This window comes from Methylobacterium ajmalii (assembly GCF_036448855.1).
Taxonomy (GTDB): Bacteria; Pseudomonadota; Alphaproteobacteria; order Rhizobiales; family Beijerinckiaceae; genus Methylobacterium; species Methylobacterium ajmalii.
The window spans coordinates 25960-45624 of record NZ_JAZFXT010000001.1; the positions used below are offsets into that span (position 1 = coordinate 25960).

The 19665-nt window shown below is 72.6% G+C and carries 18 protein-coding genes; 10 read left to right on the forward strand and 8 right to left on the reverse strand.

Annotation, left to right across the window (positions count from 1 at the left end; translation table 11 throughout):
* Positions 1–13: 13 nt before the first annotated feature.
* The 8 genes from V3T34_RS00130 (at position 14) to V3T34_RS00165 (ending at position 9593) form a co-directional block, all read left to right on the forward strand.
* Positions 14–649 carry a DUF2460 domain-containing protein gene (locus V3T34_RS00130; protein WP_305079576.1) on the forward strand — a complete coding sequence of 212 codons (636 nt, stop codon included), beginning with the start codon at positions 14–16 and terminating at the stop codon, positions 647–649.
* A 5-nt stretch (positions 650–654) separates the two neighbouring features.
* Positions 655–1542 (forward strand): DUF2163 domain-containing protein, encoded by an 888-nt coding sequence (locus tag V3T34_RS00135; RefSeq protein WP_305079577.1) that lies wholly within the window; start codon positions 655–657, stop codon positions 1540–1542.
* The gene (locus V3T34_RS00140; RefSeq protein WP_305079578.1) at positions 1520–1996 is read left to right on the forward strand and encodes an NlpC/P60 family protein; all 477 of its coding nucleotides are present in this window, start codon (positions 1520–1522) and stop codon (positions 1994–1996) included. Before V3T34_RS00135 ends, V3T34_RS00140 begins: the two co-directional genes overlap by 23 nt.
* Complete coding sequence (locus V3T34_RS00145; protein WP_305079579.1) at positions 1993–5934, forward strand: baseplate multidomain protein megatron; 3942 nt, start codon at positions 1993–1995, stop codon at positions 5932–5934. The genes V3T34_RS00140 and V3T34_RS00145 overlap by 4 nt, the downstream gene beginning before the upstream one ends.
* The gene (locus V3T34_RS00150; RefSeq protein WP_305079580.1) at positions 5927–8008 is read left to right on the forward strand and encodes a DUF2793 domain-containing protein; all 2082 of its coding nucleotides are present in this window, start codon (positions 5927–5929) and stop codon (positions 8006–8008) included. The genes V3T34_RS00145 and V3T34_RS00150 overlap by 8 nt, the downstream gene beginning before the upstream one ends.
* 7 nt (positions 8009–8015) lie before the next feature.
* Positions 8016–8633, forward strand: a complete 618-nt coding sequence (locus V3T34_RS00155; protein WP_305079581.1) for a hypothetical protein — start codon at positions 8016–8018, stop codon at positions 8631–8633.
* 94 nt (positions 8634–8727) lie between these two features.
* Entirely contained in the window at positions 8728–9294 is a 567-nt protein-coding gene (locus V3T34_RS00160) for a glycoside hydrolase family 108 protein (protein WP_305079582.1), read from the forward strand.
* Positions 9295–9323: 29 nt separating this feature from the next.
* Positions 9324–9593 (forward strand): Pam3-gp28 family putative phage holin, encoded by a 270-nt coding sequence (locus tag V3T34_RS00165; protein ID WP_060848799.1) that lies wholly within the window; start codon positions 9324–9326, stop codon positions 9591–9593.
* Positions 9594–9671: 78 nt separating this feature from the next.
* Here V3T34_RS00165 and V3T34_RS00170 read toward each other — a convergent pair whose 3' ends face one another.
* Positions 9672–10565, reverse strand: a complete 894-nt coding sequence (locus V3T34_RS00170) for a L,D-transpeptidase (RefSeq protein ID WP_060848798.1) — start codon at positions 10563–10565, stop codon at positions 9672–9674.
* Between the two features lie 330 nt (positions 10566–10895).
* On the opposite strand from V3T34_RS00170, the gene V3T34_RS00175 reads away from it, so the two are divergent.
* Positions 10896–11321, forward strand: coding sequence for a Ros/MucR family transcriptional regulator (locus tag V3T34_RS00175; RefSeq protein WP_060848797.1), 426 nt, complete (start codon positions 10896–10898; stop codon positions 11319–11321).
* Positions 11322–11481: 160 nt separating this feature from the next.
* Positions 11482–11778, forward strand: a complete 297-nt coding sequence (locus V3T34_RS00180) for a GCG_CRPN prefix-to-repeats domain-containing protein (RefSeq protein WP_305079583.1) — start codon at positions 11482–11484, stop codon at positions 11776–11778.
* Positions 11779–11847: 69 nt separating this feature from the next.
* Here the strand turns inward: V3T34_RS00180 and V3T34_RS00185 are convergent, their stop codons facing one another.
* From V3T34_RS00185 to V3T34_RS00215, 7 genes are all read right to left on the reverse strand, one after another.
* A complete protein-coding gene (locus tag V3T34_RS00185; RefSeq protein WP_305079584.1) occupies positions 11848–12879 on the reverse strand; it encodes a TIGR03885 family FMN-dependent LLM class oxidoreductase in 1032 nt (343 codons plus the stop codon).
* An 86-nt stretch (positions 12880–12965) separates the two neighbouring features.
* Positions 12966–15005 (reverse strand): squalene--hopene cyclase, encoded by a 2040-nt coding sequence (gene shc, locus V3T34_RS00190; protein ID WP_175540099.1) that lies wholly within the window; start codon positions 15003–15005, stop codon positions 12966–12968.
* Positions 15006–15082: 77 nt separating this feature from the next.
* Complete coding sequence (hpnE, locus tag V3T34_RS00195; protein WP_091891748.1) at positions 15083–16378, reverse strand: hydroxysqualene dehydroxylase HpnE; 1296 nt, start codon at positions 16376–16378, stop codon at positions 15083–15085.
* Positions 16375–17142, reverse strand: coding sequence for a presqualene diphosphate synthase HpnD (gene hpnD / locus V3T34_RS00200; RefSeq protein WP_407942625.1), 768 nt, complete (start codon positions 17140–17142; stop codon positions 16375–16377). The genes hpnE and hpnD overlap by 4 nt, the downstream gene beginning before the upstream one ends.
* Positions 17143–17231: 89 nt before the next feature.
* Complete coding sequence (hpnC, locus tag V3T34_RS00205) at positions 17232–18116, reverse strand: squalene synthase HpnC (RefSeq protein ID WP_305079586.1); 885 nt, start codon at positions 18114–18116, stop codon at positions 17232–17234.
* Positions 18113–19159 (reverse strand): hopanoid-associated sugar epimerase, encoded by a 1047-nt coding sequence (gene hpnA / locus V3T34_RS00210; protein ID WP_305079587.1) that lies wholly within the window; start codon positions 19157–19159, stop codon positions 18113–18115. Before hpnA ends, hpnC begins: the two co-directional genes overlap by 4 nt.
* Positions 19160–19345: 186 nt before the next feature.
* Positions 19346–19665 (reverse strand): transketolase C-terminal domain-containing protein (locus V3T34_RS00215; RefSeq protein ID WP_305079588.1); only part of this gene is annotated, 320 nt, incomplete at its 5' end.

Consider the following 19665-nt stretch of genomic DNA (forward strand, 5'->3'; position numbering starts at 1 on the left):
GAGGCCGCGCGCCATGTCCAGCCCCTTCCACGAGGTGCGCTTTCCCCTCGCCCTGTCCTACGGCTCCCGCGGCGGCCCGGAGCGGCGCACCGAGATCGTGACCCTCGGCTCCGGCGACGAGGAGAGAAACAGCCTCTGGCGCCACTCCCGCCGCCGCTACAATGCCGGGCCCGCCCTGCGCTCGGCCGAGGACGTCGCGGCGCTCCTCGCCTTCTTCGAGGAGCGTCGCGGCCCCCTCTACGGCTTTCGCTGGCGCGACACCTTCGACCACAGCTCCGCTGCTCCCGGTCAGACCCCCGCCCCCACCGACCAGCGCCTCGGCACCGGCGACGGCACCACCCGGCTGTTTCCCCTCGCCAAGACCTACGGCGCCGCCTTCGCCCCCTATGCCCGACCGATCACCAAGCCGGTCGCCGGATCGGTCGCGATCGCAGTCGGCGGCGTCGCGCTCGGGGCCGCCGCCTTCACCCTCGACGCCGCCACCGGCCTCGTCACCCTGAAAGCGGCGCCCGCCGCGGGCGCGATCGTCACCGCGGGTTTTCTCTTCGACGTGCCGGTGCGCTTTGCCACCGACCGCATCGAGATCGACCACCAGGCCCTGCGCGCCGGCCTCGTCGCCGACATCCCGGTCATCGAGATCCGCCGGTAGCCCCCATGAAGATCCTCTCTCCCTCCCTCGCCGCAAGCCTCGCGAGCGGGGTCACCACCCTGTGCCAGTGCTGGATCGTCACCCGCACCGACGGCCTGCGCCTCGGCTTCACCGATCATGACGAGGACCTGGTGGTCGACGGCGTGACCTGTTCGGCCGAGAGCGGCGCCACCGGCACGGCGGTCGAGCAAGGCACCGGCCTCTCGGCCGACAACCTGGAAATCGTCGGTGCCCTCACGAGCGGGCGCCTGGCCGAAAGCGAGCTGGCGCGGGGCCTGTTCGACGGCGCCGCGGTCGCGGTGTGGCGGGTCGATTGGGCGAACCCGGACGATCGGGTGCTGATCCTCTCGGGCACCGTGGGCGAGGTTTCGCGCGGGCCCACCGCTTTTACGGCGGAGGTGCGCGGCCTCGCCGATCGGCTCAACCAGCCCCGCGGCCGGGTCTACCAGCGCTCCTGCGACGCGCTGCTGGGGGACGCCCGCTGCGGGGTCGACGCCGCGGCCGCCGCGATCCGCGGCGGCGGCACGGTCGCGACGGTGAGGAGCGCCCGCAGCGTCACGGCCTCCGGCCTCTCCGGCTACGTCTCGCGGTGGTTCGAGGCCGGCCGGCTGGTCTGGACCTCCGGCGCCAATGCCGGCGCCGCGGTCGAGGTGCGGGCGCACGGCCTCGCCGGCGGGCTCGCCAGCCTCGACCTGTGGGAGCCGATGCCGGCCCCGATCGCGCCCGGCGACACGTTCCAGGTCGTCGCCGGCTGCGACAAGTCCCTGGCGAGCTGCCGGGACAAGTTCGCCAACGTCCTCAACTTCCGCGGCTTCCCGGACCTTCCGGGCAACGACTACGCCGTGGCCTACGCCGTGCAGGGGGCAGACAATGACGGAGGCCGCCTCGGCTGAGACGCGGGCGCGCATCGTCGCGCTGGCCCGCACCTGGCTCGGCACGCCCTACCACCACCAGGCCAGCGTCCGGGGCGCGGGCTGCGACTGCCTCGGCCTGCTGCGGGGCGTCTACGCCGAGGCCTACGGCGCCGAGCCGGAGGTGCCGCCGCCCTACTCCCCGAGCTGGGCCGAGGACCGGGGGCGGGAGACGCTGCGGGAGGCCGCCGCCCGCCACCTGGCGGTCCTCGCGCCCGACGCGGCCGAGCCCGGCGACGTGCTGCTGTTTCGCTGGCGGGACGGGCTGCCGGCCAAGCACTGCGCCATCCTCACCGGCCCGGCGCAGATGATCCACGCCTATGACGGCCACGCGGTGGTGGAAACCTGGATCCCGCCGGCCTGGTCCCGGCGCATCGCCTACGCCTTCCGGTTCCCCGCGATCCCGCCCGCAATCCCGCCGGAGCCCCCACCATGAGCACGCTCGTCCTCTCGGCGGTCGGCCAGGCGGCCGGCTCCGCCCTCGGCGGCCCGATCGGCGGCGCCATCGGCCAGGCGCTGGGCGCCGCCGGCGGCAGCGCCCTCGACCGCGCCATGTTCGGCTCCCGCCCCAAGCCGCAGATCAACATCGGGCCGCGGCTGGCGGATCTGCACGTCACCGCCTCGACCGAAGGGGCGGCCATCTCGCGCGTGTTCGGCCGGGTCCGCGTCGGCGGGCAGATCATCTGGGCGACCAAGATCAAGGAAGTCCAGAAGGTCGAAAAGGTGAAGTCCGCCGGCGGCAAGGGCGGCGGGGGTCAAAAGCAGTTCAACGTGACGTATTCGTACAGCGTCAGCGTCGCGATTGCCTTGTGCGAAGGTCCGATCGTCGCCGTGGGCCAGGTCTACGCGGACGGCAAGCCGATCGCGCTCGCCGCCTACGGCGCCCGGGTCTATCTCGGCGACGAGGCGCAGGGCCCGGACCCGAAGATTGCCGCCATTGAGGGCGCCGACAACGCCCCGGCCTATCGGGGCCTGGCCTACATCGTGTTCGAGGACTTGCCCCTGGCGGGCTTCGGCAACCGGGTGCCGGTTCTCACCGCCGAGGTGATCCGCCGCGCGCCCGACGCCTCCGGCCGGCCGGCGCTCGAGGACCTGGTGACGGCGGTGACGATGATCCCCAGCATGGGGGAATTCACCTACGCCACCGTGCCGGTCAACGCCTCGACCTTCGGCGGGATCGCGGGACAGAACACGGTGTCGGGCGGGGTCGACGCGCTGAAGGCCCTCGACCAGCTCGCCGTCGAGGCGCCGCGCTGCCGGCACGTCTCGCTCGTGGTCGCCTGGCAGGGCACGGATCTGCGGCTGGGCGCCTGCCGCATCGTCCCGAAGGTCGAGACGGCGAACAAGACCACCACCCCGGAATGGCTCGCCGGCGGGGTCGACCGGGCGAGCGCGGGCCTCGTCAGCCGGGATGCCGGCGGGGCGCCGATGCTGGGCGGGGCGCCCTCCGACCTGTCGGTGGTGCAGCTGATCCAGGCGCTCAAGGGGCGGGGCTACGCGGTCACGCTCTACCTGTTCGTGATGATGGACATCGCCCCCGGCAACGGCCTGCCCGATCCCTACGGGGCGGCGGAGCAGGCCGCCTTCCCGTGGCGCGGGCGGGTGACCTGTCATCCGGCGCCCGGCCGGCCCGGCAGCCCGGACAAGACCGCGGCGGCGGCCGATCAGGTCGCGGCGTTCTTCGGCAGCGTGGCGCCGGCGGACCTGGCGTGGAACGGCAAGACGGTCACCAGCGCCCGGGCCGAGTTCTCGTTCCGGCGCTTCATCCTGCACTGCGCCCGGCTGGCCGAGGCCGCCGGCGGGGTGGATACCTTCCTGATCGGGTCCGAGATGATCGGGCTCACCACCGTTCGCTCCAGCGCCTCGACCTTCCCGGCGGTGGCGCAGCTCATCGGCCTGGCGGCCGACGCCCGGTCGATCCTGGGAAGCGGAACGAAGCTCGGCTATTCGGCCGACTGGACGGAATACGCCTCGCATCGGCCGGCGGACGGCTCGGGCGACGTGTATTTCCATCTCGACCCGCTGTGGTCGAATGCCAATATCGATTTCGTCGGCATCGACAACTACATGCCGCTCGCCGATTGGCGGGACGGGTTCGACCACCTCGACGCCAAGGGCGGCACTTTCACATCGGGCGTACCCTCGCCCTACGATCCGGCCTATCTCACCGGCAACGTCGCGGCCGGCGAGCTGTTCGACTGGTACTATCCGACGCCGGCCGATCGCGACGCGCAGGCCCGGGCGCCGATCGCCGATACGGCTTACGGCGAGCACTGGGTGTTCCGCCTCAAGGATCTGCGCGGCTGGTGGGCGAACCCGCACCGCCACCGGCCGGGCGGGGTGCGCCAGGCGCAGGCGACCGCGTGGGTGCCGCAAGGCAAGCCGGTGCGCTTCATCGAAGTGGGCTGCCCGGCGGTCGACAAGGGCGTGAACCAACCCAACGTCTTCGTCGACCCGAAGTCGTCGGAAAGCTTCCTGCCGTACTACTCGAACGGCCGGCGCGACCTCGCCGCGCAGCGGGCCTACCTCGAAGCGACGCTCGCGTACTGGCAGGGGACGGCGGGCAACCCGGTCTCGGCCGTCTATGGCGGGCGGATGGTCGATCCCGAGCGGCTGTTCGTCTGGACCTGGGACGCCCGGCCCTACCCGGACTTCCCGCGACAGGCGGCGGTGTGGAGCGACGGGCCGAACTACCGGCTCGGCCATTGGATCAACGGCCGGCTCGGGCTCACGCCGATCGCCGACGTGGTGGCCGAGCTGTGCGGCGGGCTCGGGGTGCCGATCGATGTCGGCGGGCTCTATGGCTTGGTGGAGGGCTACGCCATCGCGGAGGTTCAGACGCCGCGGGCCTCCCTCGACCCGCTGCGGGCGTGCTTCTTCTTCGACGCGGCGGAGTCGGCCGGGCGGCTGGTCTTCGCGCCGTTCGCCCGGGCGCCGGCGGCCACCCTGACGGCCGATGACCTGGTGGCCCGGGGCGGCACCGGCGGGGACTACCGGCGCACACGGGGCGAAGAAACGGCCCTGCCGGGTGTGGTGGCGCTCACCTACATCGATCCGCAGCGCGGCTACCAATCCGCGTCGGTCGAGGCGCGCCGCGTGAACGGCCGGGCCAACGCGGTGCAGCGGGTGAGCGTGCCGCTCTGCCTGGACGAGGGGGCGGCCCGGGGCATCGCGCAAGCGCTGCTCTATCAGGGCGTGGTCGAGCGCGAACAGCTCGGGGCGACCCTGCCGCCGTCCTGCCTGGCGCTCGATGCCGGCGATGTCGTCACCCTGTCGCTCGCCGGGGGCGGCACCGATTACCGGCTCACCCGGCTCGGCCTCGAGCTGGGCCGGCCGGCGAGCGCGATCCGCACCGACCTCGCCGTCTACGCCTACCGGGACGGCACCGCGACGCCGCGGCCGGCCGAGCCGCCGCCGACCGTGGGGGTGGCGTTGTTCCGGTTCCTCGACCTCCCGCTCCTGCGGCCGGACGCGGTGCCCCACGCCCCCTACCTCGCCGCCTACACGGCGCCGTGGTCGCCCGTCGCGGTCCTGCGCTCGACCGCCGGCGGGGCGTTCCAGGAGGATGCCGTGGTGGGCGCCCGGTCGATCGTCGGGCGGCTGACGGCGGACCTCTATCCCGGCCCCTGCGGGCGGTGGGACCGGGTAAACAGCGTCTATCTCGAGGTGCCGCGCGGGGTCGAGCTGGCGTCCGCCCCCGAGGTCGACGTGCTCAACGGGGCCAACGTGGCGGCGCTGCTCACCCCGTCCGGGGAATGGGAGGTGCTGCAATGGGCGCAAGCGACCCTGCTGGCGCCCGGCCGCTACCGGCTCGCCACGCTGCTTCGCGGCCAGCTCGGGACGGACTTCGCCCTCGGCAGCCCGACGCCGATCGGCGCCCCGTTCGTGGTGCTGACGGACGCCCTGGTGCAGTCGGGAATGCCGCTGTCGGCCCGCACGGTGCCGCTCGCCTGGCGCTGGGGACCGCTCGGCCGGCCTCAGGACGATCCGAGCTTCACCGGCGCGACCCTGGCGTTCCGGGGCGTGGGCTTGCGGCCCTACCCGCCGGCGCAAGGCCGGCTGGTGCGGGCGGCCTCGGGCGACCTTCGGCTGTCGTGGATCCGGCGCACCCGGATCGACGGCGACCCGTGGGAACAGCTCGAGGTGCCGCTCGCCGAGGAAACCGAGGCCTACAGCCTCGACGTGCTGGCGGGCCCGGGCGCGGGCGCCGCGGTGCTGCGCACGTTCGAGGTCGGGACGCCCGCGCTCACCTACACCGCCGCCCATCAGGCGGCGGATTTCGGCGGGCCGGTCACCAGCCTGTCCGTCGCCATCCACCAAGTCTCGGCAACCTACGGCCGCGGCGCGGCCCTGAGGGCGACCCTGTATGCCTGACGCCATCACCGCCAACCTGTCCCTGCCGCTGATGGCGGCGGCGCAGGCGCAAAAGCACGTCACCCACAACGAGGCGCTGGTCGGCCTCGATACGCTGGTGCAACTCGCGGTCCTCGACAAGGACCTGACGGCGCCCCCGGCGAACCCGGCGGAGGGCGACCGCTACCTGATCGCCGGCGCCGCCCCCACGGGGGCGTGGGCGGGCTGGGGGGCCCGAGTGGTGCGCTACCAGGACGGGGCGTGGCGGTCCTTCCCGCCGCGCCCCGGCTGGCTCGCCTTCGTGGCGGACGAGGCGGACCTGTACACCTATACAGGTATGGCCTGGGCCTCGTTCCGCTCCACCCTGACGGTGCTCCAGAACCTGACGCGCCTCGGCATCGGCACCACCGCGGATGCCGGCAACCCCTTCGCCGCCAAGCTGAACAAGGCGCTGTGGACCGCGCTGACCACGGGCGAGGGCGGGAGCGGGGACCTGCGCACCACCCTCAACAAGCAAGCGGCCGGCAACGTGCTGTCGCTGCTGTTCCAGTCCGGCTTCTCCGGCCGGGCGGAGCTGGGCTTGACCGGCGACGACGACCTGAGGGTGAAGGTCTCGGGCGACGGCGGCACTTGGCGCGAGGCCTTGCGGGTCGACCGGAACACCGGCGGTCTCGACTTCGCCGCGGCCGAGGCCTCGGCGCCGATCGCCGGCACGGTCGACCTCGGCGGGCTCGGGGCGCTGCGGGTCGTGCTCACCGGCTCGGGCACGGTGACGAGTTTCGGCACCGCCCCCAACCGGGTGCGGCTCCTGCGCTTCACCGATGCGGCGACCCTCACCCACAACGCCGCGAGCCTGGCGCTGCCGGGCGGGGCCAACCTGGTGACCGCCGCCGGCGATACGGCGGTGGCGGTGTCGGATGCGGCGGGCACCTGGCGGGTGGTCGACTATGCCCGCGCCTCCGGCAAGGCGGTGACCGGCCCGGCCGCGGCCGATATCCTGGATGCCAGCGGCTCCGGCCGCAGCGTCCTCACCGGCTCGCCCGGGCAGGGCGCGACGGCGATCGGGGTCGGGCTCGGCAACATCCCGACCTTCGCGGGCCTCAACGTGGTGACCGGCTCGTTCGACGGCACGGTGTCGTTCGAGACCCAGCAGGCGCCCGCGAACTCGTATCGCCGCAAGACGCTGTTCAGCTCGATCAATGTCGGGGGCGGCAACGACCTTCTGATCCGGTCCACCCGGCCTTCGGATGGCGGGTTCGTCGATCACGTCCTGTCGGCCTCCGCGCCGGGCACGATCCTCACCACCGGCAGCACCGCCGTCAGCCCGACCTTCGCGGGCATGACCGTCACCAACGGCGGCGTCTTCGGCGACCTCCGGGTGAATGCCGGCGGCAACGCGTTCGAGGCCGGCGGTAGCATCGCGTTCGGGATCGCGCAGCTCCAGAACTACGGGCCGATGGCGATGGTCCAGGGGCGGTTGGGCAACGCGACCGGATCGGAGTTGCAGGGCGACCTGGTGGTGATGACGCGCCCGGTCGGCGCGAGCGGCGCGGCGCTGCTCGAGCGGATGCGGGTGACGAGCCGCGGCCTGGTGGGGATCGGCACCGCCAATCCGCAAGTCGCCCTCGACGTGGGCGGGGGCGCCGGCGCCCGGCTCGGCGGCGTGACCGCGGCGGCGGCGTATTTCGGGATCGGCAATAACGCGGCCTGGGGCGGGATCGTGCTCGGGTCCGGGGCCAACGGGAACACGCCGTTCGTGGCCGCCTCGCGCGACGGCAACGGCAACCCGCTGGCGCTCTCCCTGCAAGCCGGAACGGTGACGGCGGCGTGCCTGCTGCCTAACGGCAATGTCGGGATCGGGACGACCAATCCCGGCGCGCTCCTCGACGTGGCCGGGTCGGCCGCGATCGGCGGGACGCTCAAGCTCGGAACCTACATCGTCTCGACGCTGCCGGCCGGCGTGTTCGGCAGCGTGGTGCACGTCTCGAACGGCCGCAAGGTGGGCGAGGGCTCGGGCTCCGGGACGGGCGTGGTCGCCTACTACTCCAACGGCAACTGGCGCCGGCTGTCGGATGACAGCCCGGTCGCGGCGTGAGGTCCCCATGGGTGAACCCTACCTGTACGAGTTCCTGTATCGCGGCCGGCCGGCGGGCTCGGCCGAGGCGCCGGCCTGGCACGTCGTCATCGGCCAGCACGTCACCCCGCCGGGGGCCGCGGAGGCGCAGTTCGTGGCGAGCGGGGCGCTGACGCCGGTGCAGGCCGAGGCCGCGGGGTTCCCGCTCTCGGCGGTGCTGGCGGGGATCGACGCGGCGGCGCTCGCCGGGCGGGACGCCGCCGCGGCCGAGGCGGCAGCGCTGCGGCGCGAGCGCGACGCCCTGGCGGCGGAGCGCGACGGCCTCGTGGCGCAGCTCGCCGCGCGCGAGGCGGCGGCGCAGGCGCTGCCGGCGATCTCGGATCGGCAGTTCTTCCAGGCGCTGGCGCAGGCCGGCGCGATCACGGCCGACGAGGCGCTGGCGGCGGTGATGACCGGCCGGCTTCCGGCGGCGATCGAGGCGGCGGTGTCGGCCCTGCCGGCGGCGGAGCGCTTCGCCGCCCGGATGCTGCTGTCGGGCGCGACGGCGTTCGAGCGCGGCCACCCGATGGTGGCCCGGCTCGGCGCGGCGATCGGCTACGACGCGGCGGCGCTGGACGCGCTGTGGCACCAGGCCGCCGCCCTCTGATCGGCAGTCCCTGACCAGCGGCCCCTGATCGCGGTCCGACGCCCGGGCCCGACGGCCGGCGCGCCGCCCCCCTCTGCACAACCTGGAGAGACCGATGACCGCGACGACGTTCGAGCGGGCGATGACGCTCGTCCTGGCCCACGAGGGCGGATGGTCCGACGACCCGGCCGACCCGGGGGGTGCGACGAACCTCGGGGTGACGATCGGCACCTTGAGCCTGTGGCTCGGCCGGCCGGCGACGAAGGCGGAGGTGAAGGCGCAGACCGTCGCGAGCGTGTCGCCGCTCTACCGGCGCCGGTTCTGGGACGCGGTGCAGGGCGACGCGCTGCCGGCGGGTCTGGATTACGCGCTGTTCGACTTCGCGGTGAACAGCGGGCCCAAGCGCGCGGTGATCGGGCTGCAGCGCGCCTTGGGCATCGCCGACGACGGCCGGCTCGGGCCGGTGACGCTGGCGGCGCTCGCCGGCCGGGACGTGCCCGGGCTGGTGAACGCCCTGTGCGACGGGCGGCTGGCGTTCCTGCGGGCGCTCTCGACCTGGCCGCGGTTCGGGCGCGGCTGGGGCCGGCGGGTGGAGGAGGTCCGCGCCGCGGCGCTGGCGCTCCACACCGCGCCGGCATCCGCCTCCAGCTGCCCGGCCTGCGGCCGGCCTGCCGCGGCCTGACCGCACACCCTCCTCACCGCGAGATCGCCATGAACCAGGAACAGCTCGCCGCGCTGCTGCGCACCCTGCTGCAGTTCGCCGGCGGCATCGCCGTCGGGTACGGCTGGATCGACACCGACACGGCCGCCACGCTGACCGGCGCCCTCGTGACACTCATCGTCACCGTCTGGGGGCTTTACGCACGGCGCAATGCCGGCCTCGTCGCGGCGGCCGCCGCTTTGCCGGCGGTCAAGACGATTGTGGCGGCGCCGGAGACGGCACAGGCCGTCCCGAGTTCCAAGGTCCGACCTTCGGAGTAGGAGCGATCATGCCGGACAGGCGGGGCGACGGTGGAACACCGATGCAGGACGCGATGATTCTGCCGTCGCCCGCCCGTTTCAGCCCAGCACCACCACCTGCGCACCCACCGGCACGCGGGCATAGAGGTCGATCGCGTCCTGGTTGATCATCCGGATGCAGCCCGACGACACGCTGCGACCGATGCTTTCCGGCTCGGTGGTGCCATGGATGCGGAAGAGCGTGTCCTTGTTGTTCTGCCAAAGGTAGAGAGCGCGGGCGCCGAGCGGGTTGCGCGGGCCGCCCGGTACGCCGAGGCCGCTCTGGAGCTTCGACACGCTGCGGGCGAGCGCCGGCTGGCGGGCGATCATCTCCTTGGGCGGATACCAGTCCGGCCAGGCCTGCTTGGAGTTGATGGTAGCCGCGCCGTTCCAGGCGAAACCCTGGCGGCCGACGCCGACACCGTAGCGGCGGGCCCGGCCGCCCTCCTGGATCAGGTAGAGATGGTGCGCCCGCGGATCGACGACGATCGTGCCCGGCGCGTAGCGGCCGCCATAGGCGACCTCCTGGCGCAGGAAGGACGGGTTGGCCCGGCGCCAGCGGAAGGCCTGGACCGGGAACGGCTCCGTCTCCACCGCCGCGTAGGCGCGGGCGTAGTCGATCGGCCCGTCATCGACCACGACCGCGGCGTTCGGGTCGACGGCACCCTGGGGCGGCGGCGCTTGGCGCCGCGGGCCGCCCCAGAACGAATCCTCCTCCGGCGTCTCCACGGGCGCGGGCTCGCCCCGGTAGTACGGATCGGCAGCCTGGCCTCGCGTGTCGTAGAACGCACCGTCATCCGCCGGCACGGGATCGCGGGAGCGCCGGCGCCGGGCGGGCGCGAAATCCTGGTCCGTCCAGGCCAGAGCCGGACGGGACCAGGCGCCCGCCAGCAGCGTCGAGGCAAGGCCGGCTGCCGAGCCGGCGACCAGGAAACGGCGGTTCTTGTCGGTCATGGGAGGTCTTGGGATCGTGCTGACAGGAACGGAACGCCGGATGGCGCAATGCAGCGACAGCTAGGGCATTTACCCGCGGAGGGGAAACCACCGCGCACGAAAAAACCGTCAGGACCAACACGCTAGGGCGATATCCCACGCCGGTGTGGCCCCGGCGCCGCCCCGACCGGTGCCGCTCTCGGCCGAGGCGTCAGCACGCAGCAGATCGGGTACGATACTTTTTCCGCTTCGTGTCCCGATCTTCGAAACCTGTTGTTGTCCATATCTGCTACGGTTGACGCCTGCCGGAATACGTGGCCTCCTGAGGCGATCACTTCAATCCGGTGTGCCATGATCGACGATGACACGACCCGACCCCTCGATCTGATCGAGCTCGCCGCCGACATCGTATCGGCCTACGTGGCGAACAACTCCGTTCCGGTAGCGGAGCTTCCGGGGCTGATCGCGGCCATCCACACGTCGCTCGACCGGCTCGGCGCGCCGCAGGCGCCGGAGCCCGAGCGGGCGACCCCGCCGGTGCCGATCAAGAAGACCGTCACGCCCGACCACATCATCAGCCTCGAGGACGGCAAGCCCTACAAGACGCTGAAACGCCATCTGTCCGGCCGCGGGCTCACCCCCGAGCAGTACCGCCAGAAGTGGGGCCTGCCGCACGACTACCCGATGGTCGCGTCCAACTACGCCGCCCAGCGCTCCGAACTCGCCAAGACATCGGGCCTCGGCCAGAACCGCCGCGGCCGCGGCGCGGCGCGCTGACGGGAAGCCGGGTTGCCCCTCTGAGGCATGGAGCACCCGCAGCCCCGGGCCGATCGGGCGTCGACCGGCGTGCTCAGCCTGCGTTCAGGTCGTTAGCGTCTATCCTGAAGGGGTAGGGCGGTGCTCACGTCCGCCCTCGTCCTGAAGGAGAGATCCCACGATGATGCACGTCAAGGTGCTCGGGATGGCCGGCCTCGTTGCGGGCGGCCTGGTTCTCGCGTCGGCGGCGCAGGCCGCCCCGATCGGCCTCGGCGCAGCGGACTCGCTTGCGCCGGAGACCGGCGTGACAAAGGTGGCCGGCGGCTGCGGCCCGGGCTTCGCCCCGAACCGGTTCGGCTATTGCCGTCCCTTCTATGGACCGCGGCCGTTCTACGGGCCACGCCCGTACTATTACGGCCCGCGACCGTACTGGCGCCGTCCGGTCTACGGTCCGCGCCGTTTCTACTACGGCTACTGACTAAATCCTGCGAGGCGCCCGACCGGCCGGTCGAGCGCCTCGTCGCGTTTTCGGGGCGTTAGCCGCCGCCTATCCGGCTCGCGCCGCGGGCTTGCGCCCGAAAGGATCGAACTCGATCACCGGGGCCTTGCGGCCGTGCAGCACGGGCAGCACCCGCTCGCCGAAGGCGTCGATGAAGGCCGGCTGGCTCCCGCCGACCTGATGCAGGTCGATGCTGTCGAAGCCGAGGGCCGCGCAGGCCGCGATGCGCTCGGTCAAAGCCGGCAAGTCGTGGGAGATCAGCACGGTCTCGTGCATGTCCTCGGGCCGCAGGTAGCGGGCGGCGGCCTCGAAATCGGTCGGCCGGGGCAATTCCCAGGCGACCGAGGCCGGCAGGGCGTTGAAGCGCCACTCGGCATGGGCCTGATGCAGGGCCTCGGCCGGGTCGGGCGCGTAGCTCAGGTCCATCTTGAGGAAGACAGGCTTGTCGGCGCCACCGTTCTCCCGGAAGGCGTCGACGATGGGCCCGAGCGCCTCAGGGTTCGTCCCGACGGTGAGGAGGCCGTCGGCCCAGGCACCGAGCCAGGCGGCGGTCTCGATGCTGGTGGCCGCGCCCACGAGCCGCGTCGGGGTCTCGGGCAGGGACCACACCTTGGCCTCCACCGCCGTCAGGCGGCCGCGCTGGGTCACGGTCTCCCCGGCGAGCAGGGCCCGCATGATTTCGGCGCCCTCGCGCAGGCGGGCGTTGCGCTCGGCCTTGTCGGGCCAGGACCCGCCGGTGGCGCGCTCGTTCATCGCCTGGCCGCTGCCGAGCGCCACCCACGGCACCCGGCCGGGAAACATTTGTCCGAGGGTCGCCACCGCCTGGGCCAGCACGACGGGATGGTAGCGCCAGCCCCCCGGCACCGAGATGACGCCGAAGGTCAGCCGCTCCGTCGCCTGGAGCGCGGCGCCGAGCCAGGCCCAGGCAAAGCCCGACTCGCCCTGGCTCGGCGACCAGGGCTGGAGGTGGTCGGAGGAGAAGGCCCCGTCGAAGCCGGCCTGCTCGGCCCGCTGAGCCAGCGCGAGCAGCGCCCGGGGCGGGCACTGCTCGTGGGAGATGTGGTAGCTGTAAAGGGTCATCGCGCGTCTCCCGGCCCGGGGAATGCCCGAGCCCGGGCGGTCGTTCCGGCGGGGTGCGGTTGCGCCGCGGACCCGACCGGTCGTCGCTACATTCCGACCGCAACCTTGCGACTGTTGCCCCGCTGGAGGTTGCGGTAGCGCGCCAGCGCCCAGAGCGGGAAGAACTTCGCGTAGCCGTGATAGCGCAGGTAGAACACCCGCGGGAAGCCGGTGCCGGTGTAGAACTCCTCGCCCCACAGCCCGTCCGCACCTTGCGTGCGAGCGAGATAGTTGACGCCGCGGGCCACCGCCGGATGGTCGGCCTCGCCGGCCGCCATCAGGGCGATCAGCGCCCAGGCGGTCTGCGAGGCGGTGCTGCCGGCGCGCTCGTAGCCGCGGTATTCGAGCTTGTAGCTCGTCGCGTCCTCGCCCCAGCCGCCGTCGGGGTTCTGGATCGAGACCAGCCAGTCGACGGCCTTGCGGACCGGCACGGAGGCCGGGTCGTGCCCGGCGGCGTTCAGCGCGCACAGTGCCGACCAGGTGCCGTAGATGTAATTCATGCCCCAGCGGCCGTACCAGCTGCCGTCCTCCTCTTGGTCGGCGAGCAGGTAGTCGACGGCACGGGCGAGAGGCGCGCTGGTCTCCTTGGTCTCGCCGAGCTGGGCCAGCATCGAGATGCAGCGCGCCGTGACGTCGGCGGTCGGCGGATCGAGCAGCGCGCCGTGGTCGGAGAACGGGATGTAGTTGAGGTAGTGGTAGGTGTTGTCGGCGTCGAAGGCGGCGAAACCGCCGTCGCGGCTCTGCAGGCCCTCGATCCACTCGCGGGCCCGAGCGATCGACTGGGTGTAGTCCGAGCCACCCTCGCCGGGGCCGAGGCGGGTCTGCGCCCGGTCCATCGCCATCGCCACCACGGCGGTATCGTCGAGGTCGGGATAATGGGCGTTGTTGTACTGGAACGCCCAGCCGCCGGGACGCACGTCCGGCTTGCGGGCCGCCCAGTCGCCCTTGATGTCGAGCACCTGGAGGGGCTTGAGCCATTCGAGGGCGGCGCGGGCCTGGCGCTCGTTGTCCTGGCCGCCGGCCTCCATCAGGGCGTGGGCGGCGAGCGCCGTGTCCCAGACCGGGGACAGGCAGGGCTGGACGTAGGCCTCGTGCTCCTTGACGGTGACGAGCTTCTCCACCGCCGAGCGAGCGGTGACCACCAGCGGATGATCCTCCGGATAGCCGAGCGCCTCGTACATCAGCACCGAGTTGGCGATGGCCGGGTAGATGGCCCCTAAGCCGTCCTCGCCGTTCAGCCGCTCGCTGACGAAGGCCACCGCCTTGTCAATGGCGCGGGCCCGCGGCTTCTTCGGGAAGAACGGCTCGACCACCCGCAGGATGTCGTCGATCGCCGCGAAGACCGGGCGCCAGGGCGACGATTCCTGGGCGCCGGAGGGCCAGCGCCGGATCCGCTCCGGATCCTGGGTGAACAACTCGCGCACGCCGATCCCGCGCGGGTTCTTGGCGCGCGGCTTCTTCACCTGCAGCACGAAGAGCGGCACCATCACGGTGCGGGCCCAGTACGACACCTTGTCGAGGTGGAACGGGAACCACCGCGGCAGCAGCATCACCTCGACCGGCATCACCGGCACGGCGTTCCACGGCACCTCGCCGTAGAGGGCGAGCAAGGTGCGGGTGAAGACGTTGGCGTGAGCCGCACCGCCGCGTTGAAGGATCGCCTCGCGGGCCCGGCGCATGTGCGGCGCGTCGATCGGATCACCGATCATCTTGAGAGCGAAATACGCCTTGACGGACGCGCTCATGTCGAACGGACCTTCGTGGACGAGGGCCCAGCCGTGGTGCAGGGCGCTCTGCGTCCGGCGCAGGTAGACGGCGATCTTCTCCTCCAGCTCCCGCGGCGGGATCGAGGCGCGGAAGTGGTGGTAGAGGATGTACTCGGACGGGATGGTGGCGTCCGCCTCGAGCTCGAAGCACCAGTGCCCGTCGGCATGCGCCAGCTGCGTCAGCGCCCGGGACGCGGCGGAGACCCGCCGCTCGACTTCGTCGAGGGTGATGTCCTGCGTACTCTTGCGTTGCAGCGTCTCGACCTTGGCCACGGTGTGTCTGCCTTCCTCTAGGGAGGGCGGCTCCGCCCCGCCGCCCATGATGCCATCCCAATTCGTTTTCGCAGCGCACAAAACGCCGCTTACGCCCACGCTGTTCCCGAAACAGGGTCCCGTCGTCAAGCCGCTCCGCGCAACGCAGCGTTGCCACGGTTACCGATGTCGGCGCCTGTCAGAACCTGCGCCGCCGTGGCGCCCGACCGGATCGCGCCCTCGATGGTCGAGGGCAGCCCGGTCGCCGTCCAGTCTCCGGCGAGCGCCAGGTTCCCGATGTGCGTGCGCGCACCCGGACGGCGCGCCGCCTCCGCCGGGGTCGCCGCGAAGGTCGCCCGCTTCTCCTTGACGATCTGCCAGCGCGGCATTGCCTGGCCTGCATACCCGGAGAGCCGCGAGACCTCGTCCCAGATCGTGCGGGCGAGTTCTTCCCGCGGTACGTCGAGCAGGCGGTCGGCGCCGCTGATCGTCACCGAGAGCCGGTCGGGATAGGAGAAGAGCCACTCGGTCACGCCGCCGACGACGCCGAGAAGCAGCGGCGCCTCCGGCTTCGGAAGAACCGCGAAATGCGCGTTGACGATCGAGCGATGGCTCTGCGGCACGCTCAGACCCGGCATCAGGCCGGCGGCGACCCATGCCGGCAGCGCCAGCACCGCCGCGTCGTCGGGCCCGAGCTCCTCCATGCCGTCCGAGAAGTCGAGCCGGGCCAGCCGCCCGCCCTCGATCCCGAGTGCCCGCAGGCGACGGCCGAAGCGCACTTCGGCCCCGGCCGCGGCGAGGGCCGTCAGCGCCGGATCGACGAAGGCCGCCGACAACCCCTCGACGGCGATGAGCGGCCGGCAGGCCCGGCCACCGGCACCGAGCGTCTCGCGCAGGATGGTGGCGGCGAGCCCCGCATCGCTCTCCTGCGGCTCGGTGTTGAGGGCGGCGAGCAGCACCGGGTGCCAGAGGCGGTCCCACAGCAGCCCCTCGCAGGCCATGCTCTCGCCGATCGTGGCGGAGCGCGTCGCGCCGCGGAAGATGCCCAGCGGCGCGAGATAGTCGCGGGCGCGGCTGCCCGGCACCCGGCGTCGGGCATCGAGCACCCACCAGGGCAGGCGCCCGGCATTGGGGCGCAGGGTCCAGCGCTCGCCGGTGGCGAGATCGGCGAAGGCGAAGGCAGCCTCGTCGGGCCCGGCGAGCACGCCGTCCGGCGCACCGGCGAGCTTGAGAAAGTCGAGGGCGTCGCGGTTGCCCGACAACAGCAGGTGGTTGCCGTTGTCGATCGTGAGTCCGAGGGCCGGATCGAAGTAGGAGCGGCAGCGCCCGCCGGCCTGCTTGGCCGCCTCGTGCACCACGACGCGCCGGCCGGCCTTGGCCAGCCGCAGGGCTGCCGACAGGCCGGCGAGGCCGGCCCCGAGGACATGAACCGTACCCATCAGACCACCGCGTGACGCAGGAGGACGCCGACGAGCGCGAGCTTGCCGGGCTTCACCCGCGCGCGGGGCGCCGCCCAGCCGCGCTTGCGCAGGCCGACGAGGATCAGGTGGTAGGCCGCCCCCATGATCCTCGGCGCCTTGGTGGCGCGGCGCGACTGAGCGTGCATGATCGCCCAGGACGCGTCGTAATGCGCTTGCGCCTCGTCGAGGAGCCGGGCGCAGACCTCCCCGAGACGCGGATGAGCGAGCGCGCTCTCGGGCGTCGCATGGGACAGCCCGATCGCCGCCAGCGGCTCGGCCGGCAGGTAGAGCCGGCCGCGCTCGGCATCCTCGTCGATGTCGCGCAGGATGTTGGTGAGCTGGAGCGCCCGGCCGAGATGATGGGCGAGCTTGATCCCGGGCTCCTCGGGCAGGCCGAAGATCCGCACCGACAGGCGGCCGACGGCGCTCGCCACCCGGTCGCAATAGAGGTCGAGGGTCGCGGAATCCGGGGCGACGATGTCGGCCTCGGCGTCCATCGCCATGCCGTCGATCACCGCCTGGAAATCCTCGCGCTTCAACCCGAACTGCCGCACCGGCCCGACGAGGGCTTGCGTCCGCGGCACGGGCCGGCCGGCATAGAGCGCGTCGATGTCGGCGCGCCAGCGGTCGAGCTCGGCCGCGCGGACCTCGCGGGCGCCGCCGTCATCCGCCACGTCGTCGACGGCGCGGCAGAAGGCGTAGACCGCGTACATCGCGTCGCGCTGCTCGGCCGGCAGCAGCCGCATGGCGGTGTAGAACGACGAGCCGGCGGCCGGCAGGGCCGCGGCCTCGGTCGTGGCCTCGACGGGCGAGGCGGGCTGAGAGGCGAGGGCGGTCACGGTCGGGCTCCCCGCAGGGCCGGATGGAGGTGGCGGCGGAACGGCCGCCGGGCGAGCGTCGTGGCGGCGGCGCCGAGCGCGGTCAGCGCGAAGGCGGCCTTGCCGTGATGAACCTTTTCGCTCAGCGGATCGCGAACGAGGAGGCCGCGGGCGAGCAGCACCGCGAGGCGGTGGATCGCCGCGATCTCCATGGCGAGCCGCGTATCGTCGATGAGATCCGGCAGGGGCCGGCCCTCGTCGAGGAGGTCGAGGCAGCGTTGCGCCAGGTCCTTGATCACGGCACGGAGCGCGGGGGTGGCGCGCTCGGCACCCAAATCCTCGATCCGGGCCCCGTGCTTCTCGAGGGTCTCCCGCGGCAGGTAGACCCGGTCGACGTTGCGATAATCCTTGCCGCAATCCTGCAGGTGGTTGATCACCTGGAGGGCGGTGCAGATCGCGTCCGAGGTCGGCCAGGTCCGGCCCGGATCCTCGCCGTGCACGTCGAGGACGAAGCGGCCGACCGGGACGGCCGAGTAGCGGCAGTAATGCGCCAGCTCGTCCCAGGTCTCGTAGCGCGTCTTGTGCGCGTCCATCCGGAACGCGTCGAGCAGTTCGAGCGCATGGCGCGGCGGCAGACCGCGCTCGGCGAGCGAACGGCGCAGGGGCGCGGCTTCCGGGTCGTCGGGGCCCTTAGCCGTCAGCGCGTCGGCGAGGCCGTCGAGGAGCGCGATCTTGCGCTCGGGCGACAGGCCGGCATTGTCGGCGACGTCGTCGCCGGCCCGGACGTAGTAGTAGAAGTCCAGGATCGGGCCGCGGTGGCGCGGATGGATCAGGTGCGAGGCGACCGGAAAGTTCTCGTCGCGATGCCCCTTGCCGGAGCGCGCCTCGGTAACGGTTGTCATCGAATATATCCCGCCTGACGGAACCAGGCGACGGCGTCGGACAGGCCGTCGCGGTAGGGCCGGGCCGCGTAGCCGAGCTCGGCCCGCGCCTTGGCGTCGGAGAAGAACATGCGGTAGCGCGACATCCGGATGCCGTCGATCGTCGCGAGCGGCGCCTTGCCGGTAATCCGCGCGGCGAGCTCGGACACGAAGGCCACCGGATAGACCGCCGCCCGCGGCAGCCGCACGGTCGGGGGCTTCCGCCCAACGAGGCCGGCGATGTCGGCGAGCATGCGTGACAGGAGCACGTCCTCGCCGCCCAGGATGTAGCGCTCGCCGATGCGGCCCCTGTGCAGGGCCAGGAGATGGCCCTTCGCCACGTCGTCGACATGGGCGAGGTTCAAGCCCGTATCGACGAAGGCCGGCATCTTGCCGTTCGCCGCCTCGACGATGATCCGCCCGGTCGGGGTCGGCTTGACGTCGCGCGGGCCGATCGGGGTCGAGGGATTGACGATCACCGCCGGCAGGCCCTCGCGGGCCACCATCTCCTCGACCACCCGCTCGGCCACCACCTTGCTGCGCTTGTAGGCGCCGATCGCGGTCTCCGGGGTCAGCGGACGGGTCTCGTCGGCGGGGGTACCGTCGTCGTGCGGCTTGATGGTGGCGACGCTCGACGTGTAGACGACCCGCTCGACGCCGGCCTCCAGCGCCGCCCGCATCAGGGCCCGGGTGCCGTCGCGGTTGGTGCGCACGATCTCTTCCGGATCCGGCGCCCAGAGCCGGTAATCCGCCGCGGCGTGGACGAGGTAGCGCATGCCGCGCATGCCCTTGGCCGCCGCCTCGGGATCGCGCATGTCGCCCTCGACGATCTCGACGTCGGGCCAGGTCAGGTTGGTGCGCGGGCTGGTGGCGCGCACCAGCACCCGCACCGGGAAACCGGCGGCGCGAAACACGTCGACCAGCGCCGGGCCGAGGAAGCCGCTGGCACCTGTGATCAGCACCGGGCCGGGCTCGAATCCGGCGCCGGACGGGTTGGGCGCTGTGCGGTGCTGGGCCTCGGTCATGTGTTCCTTCTCGGCGGCTCGGGCGGCGGGCCCGCCCTTGCCGACAGTGACATCAATTTCGGGAAGCCGGGCCGCTTCTGCCAGCCCGGCGCCACGCTCGCAAGGCGCAGTCCGTTGATCGCGGACGGGCGTGCCGCCCGCGCATCAGCATCCCGACCCCGGGACGAATCCGTCCGGCGAGACGTCTCAGGCGAGGCGCAGGCGCCCGCCGCGCTCGGCCGCCGCCCCGCGGGCCGGGAGGATCTCCTCGACGACCTTGACGATCGAGGGAGCGTCGAGGCCCGCCTCCGCGTACATCCGCTCCGGCGTGTCATGGTCCTGGTAGCTGTCCGGCAGCGTCAGCGTGCGAACCCGCACCCGGCCGTCGTCGAGCGCCCCACGCGACGACAGCAGGTGCAGCACCATCGCGCCGAAGCCGCCCACCGACCCCTCTTCCAGCGTCACCAGAACCTCGTGGTTTGAGGCCAGGTCCAGGATCAGGGCCTCGTCCAGCGGCTTGGCGAACC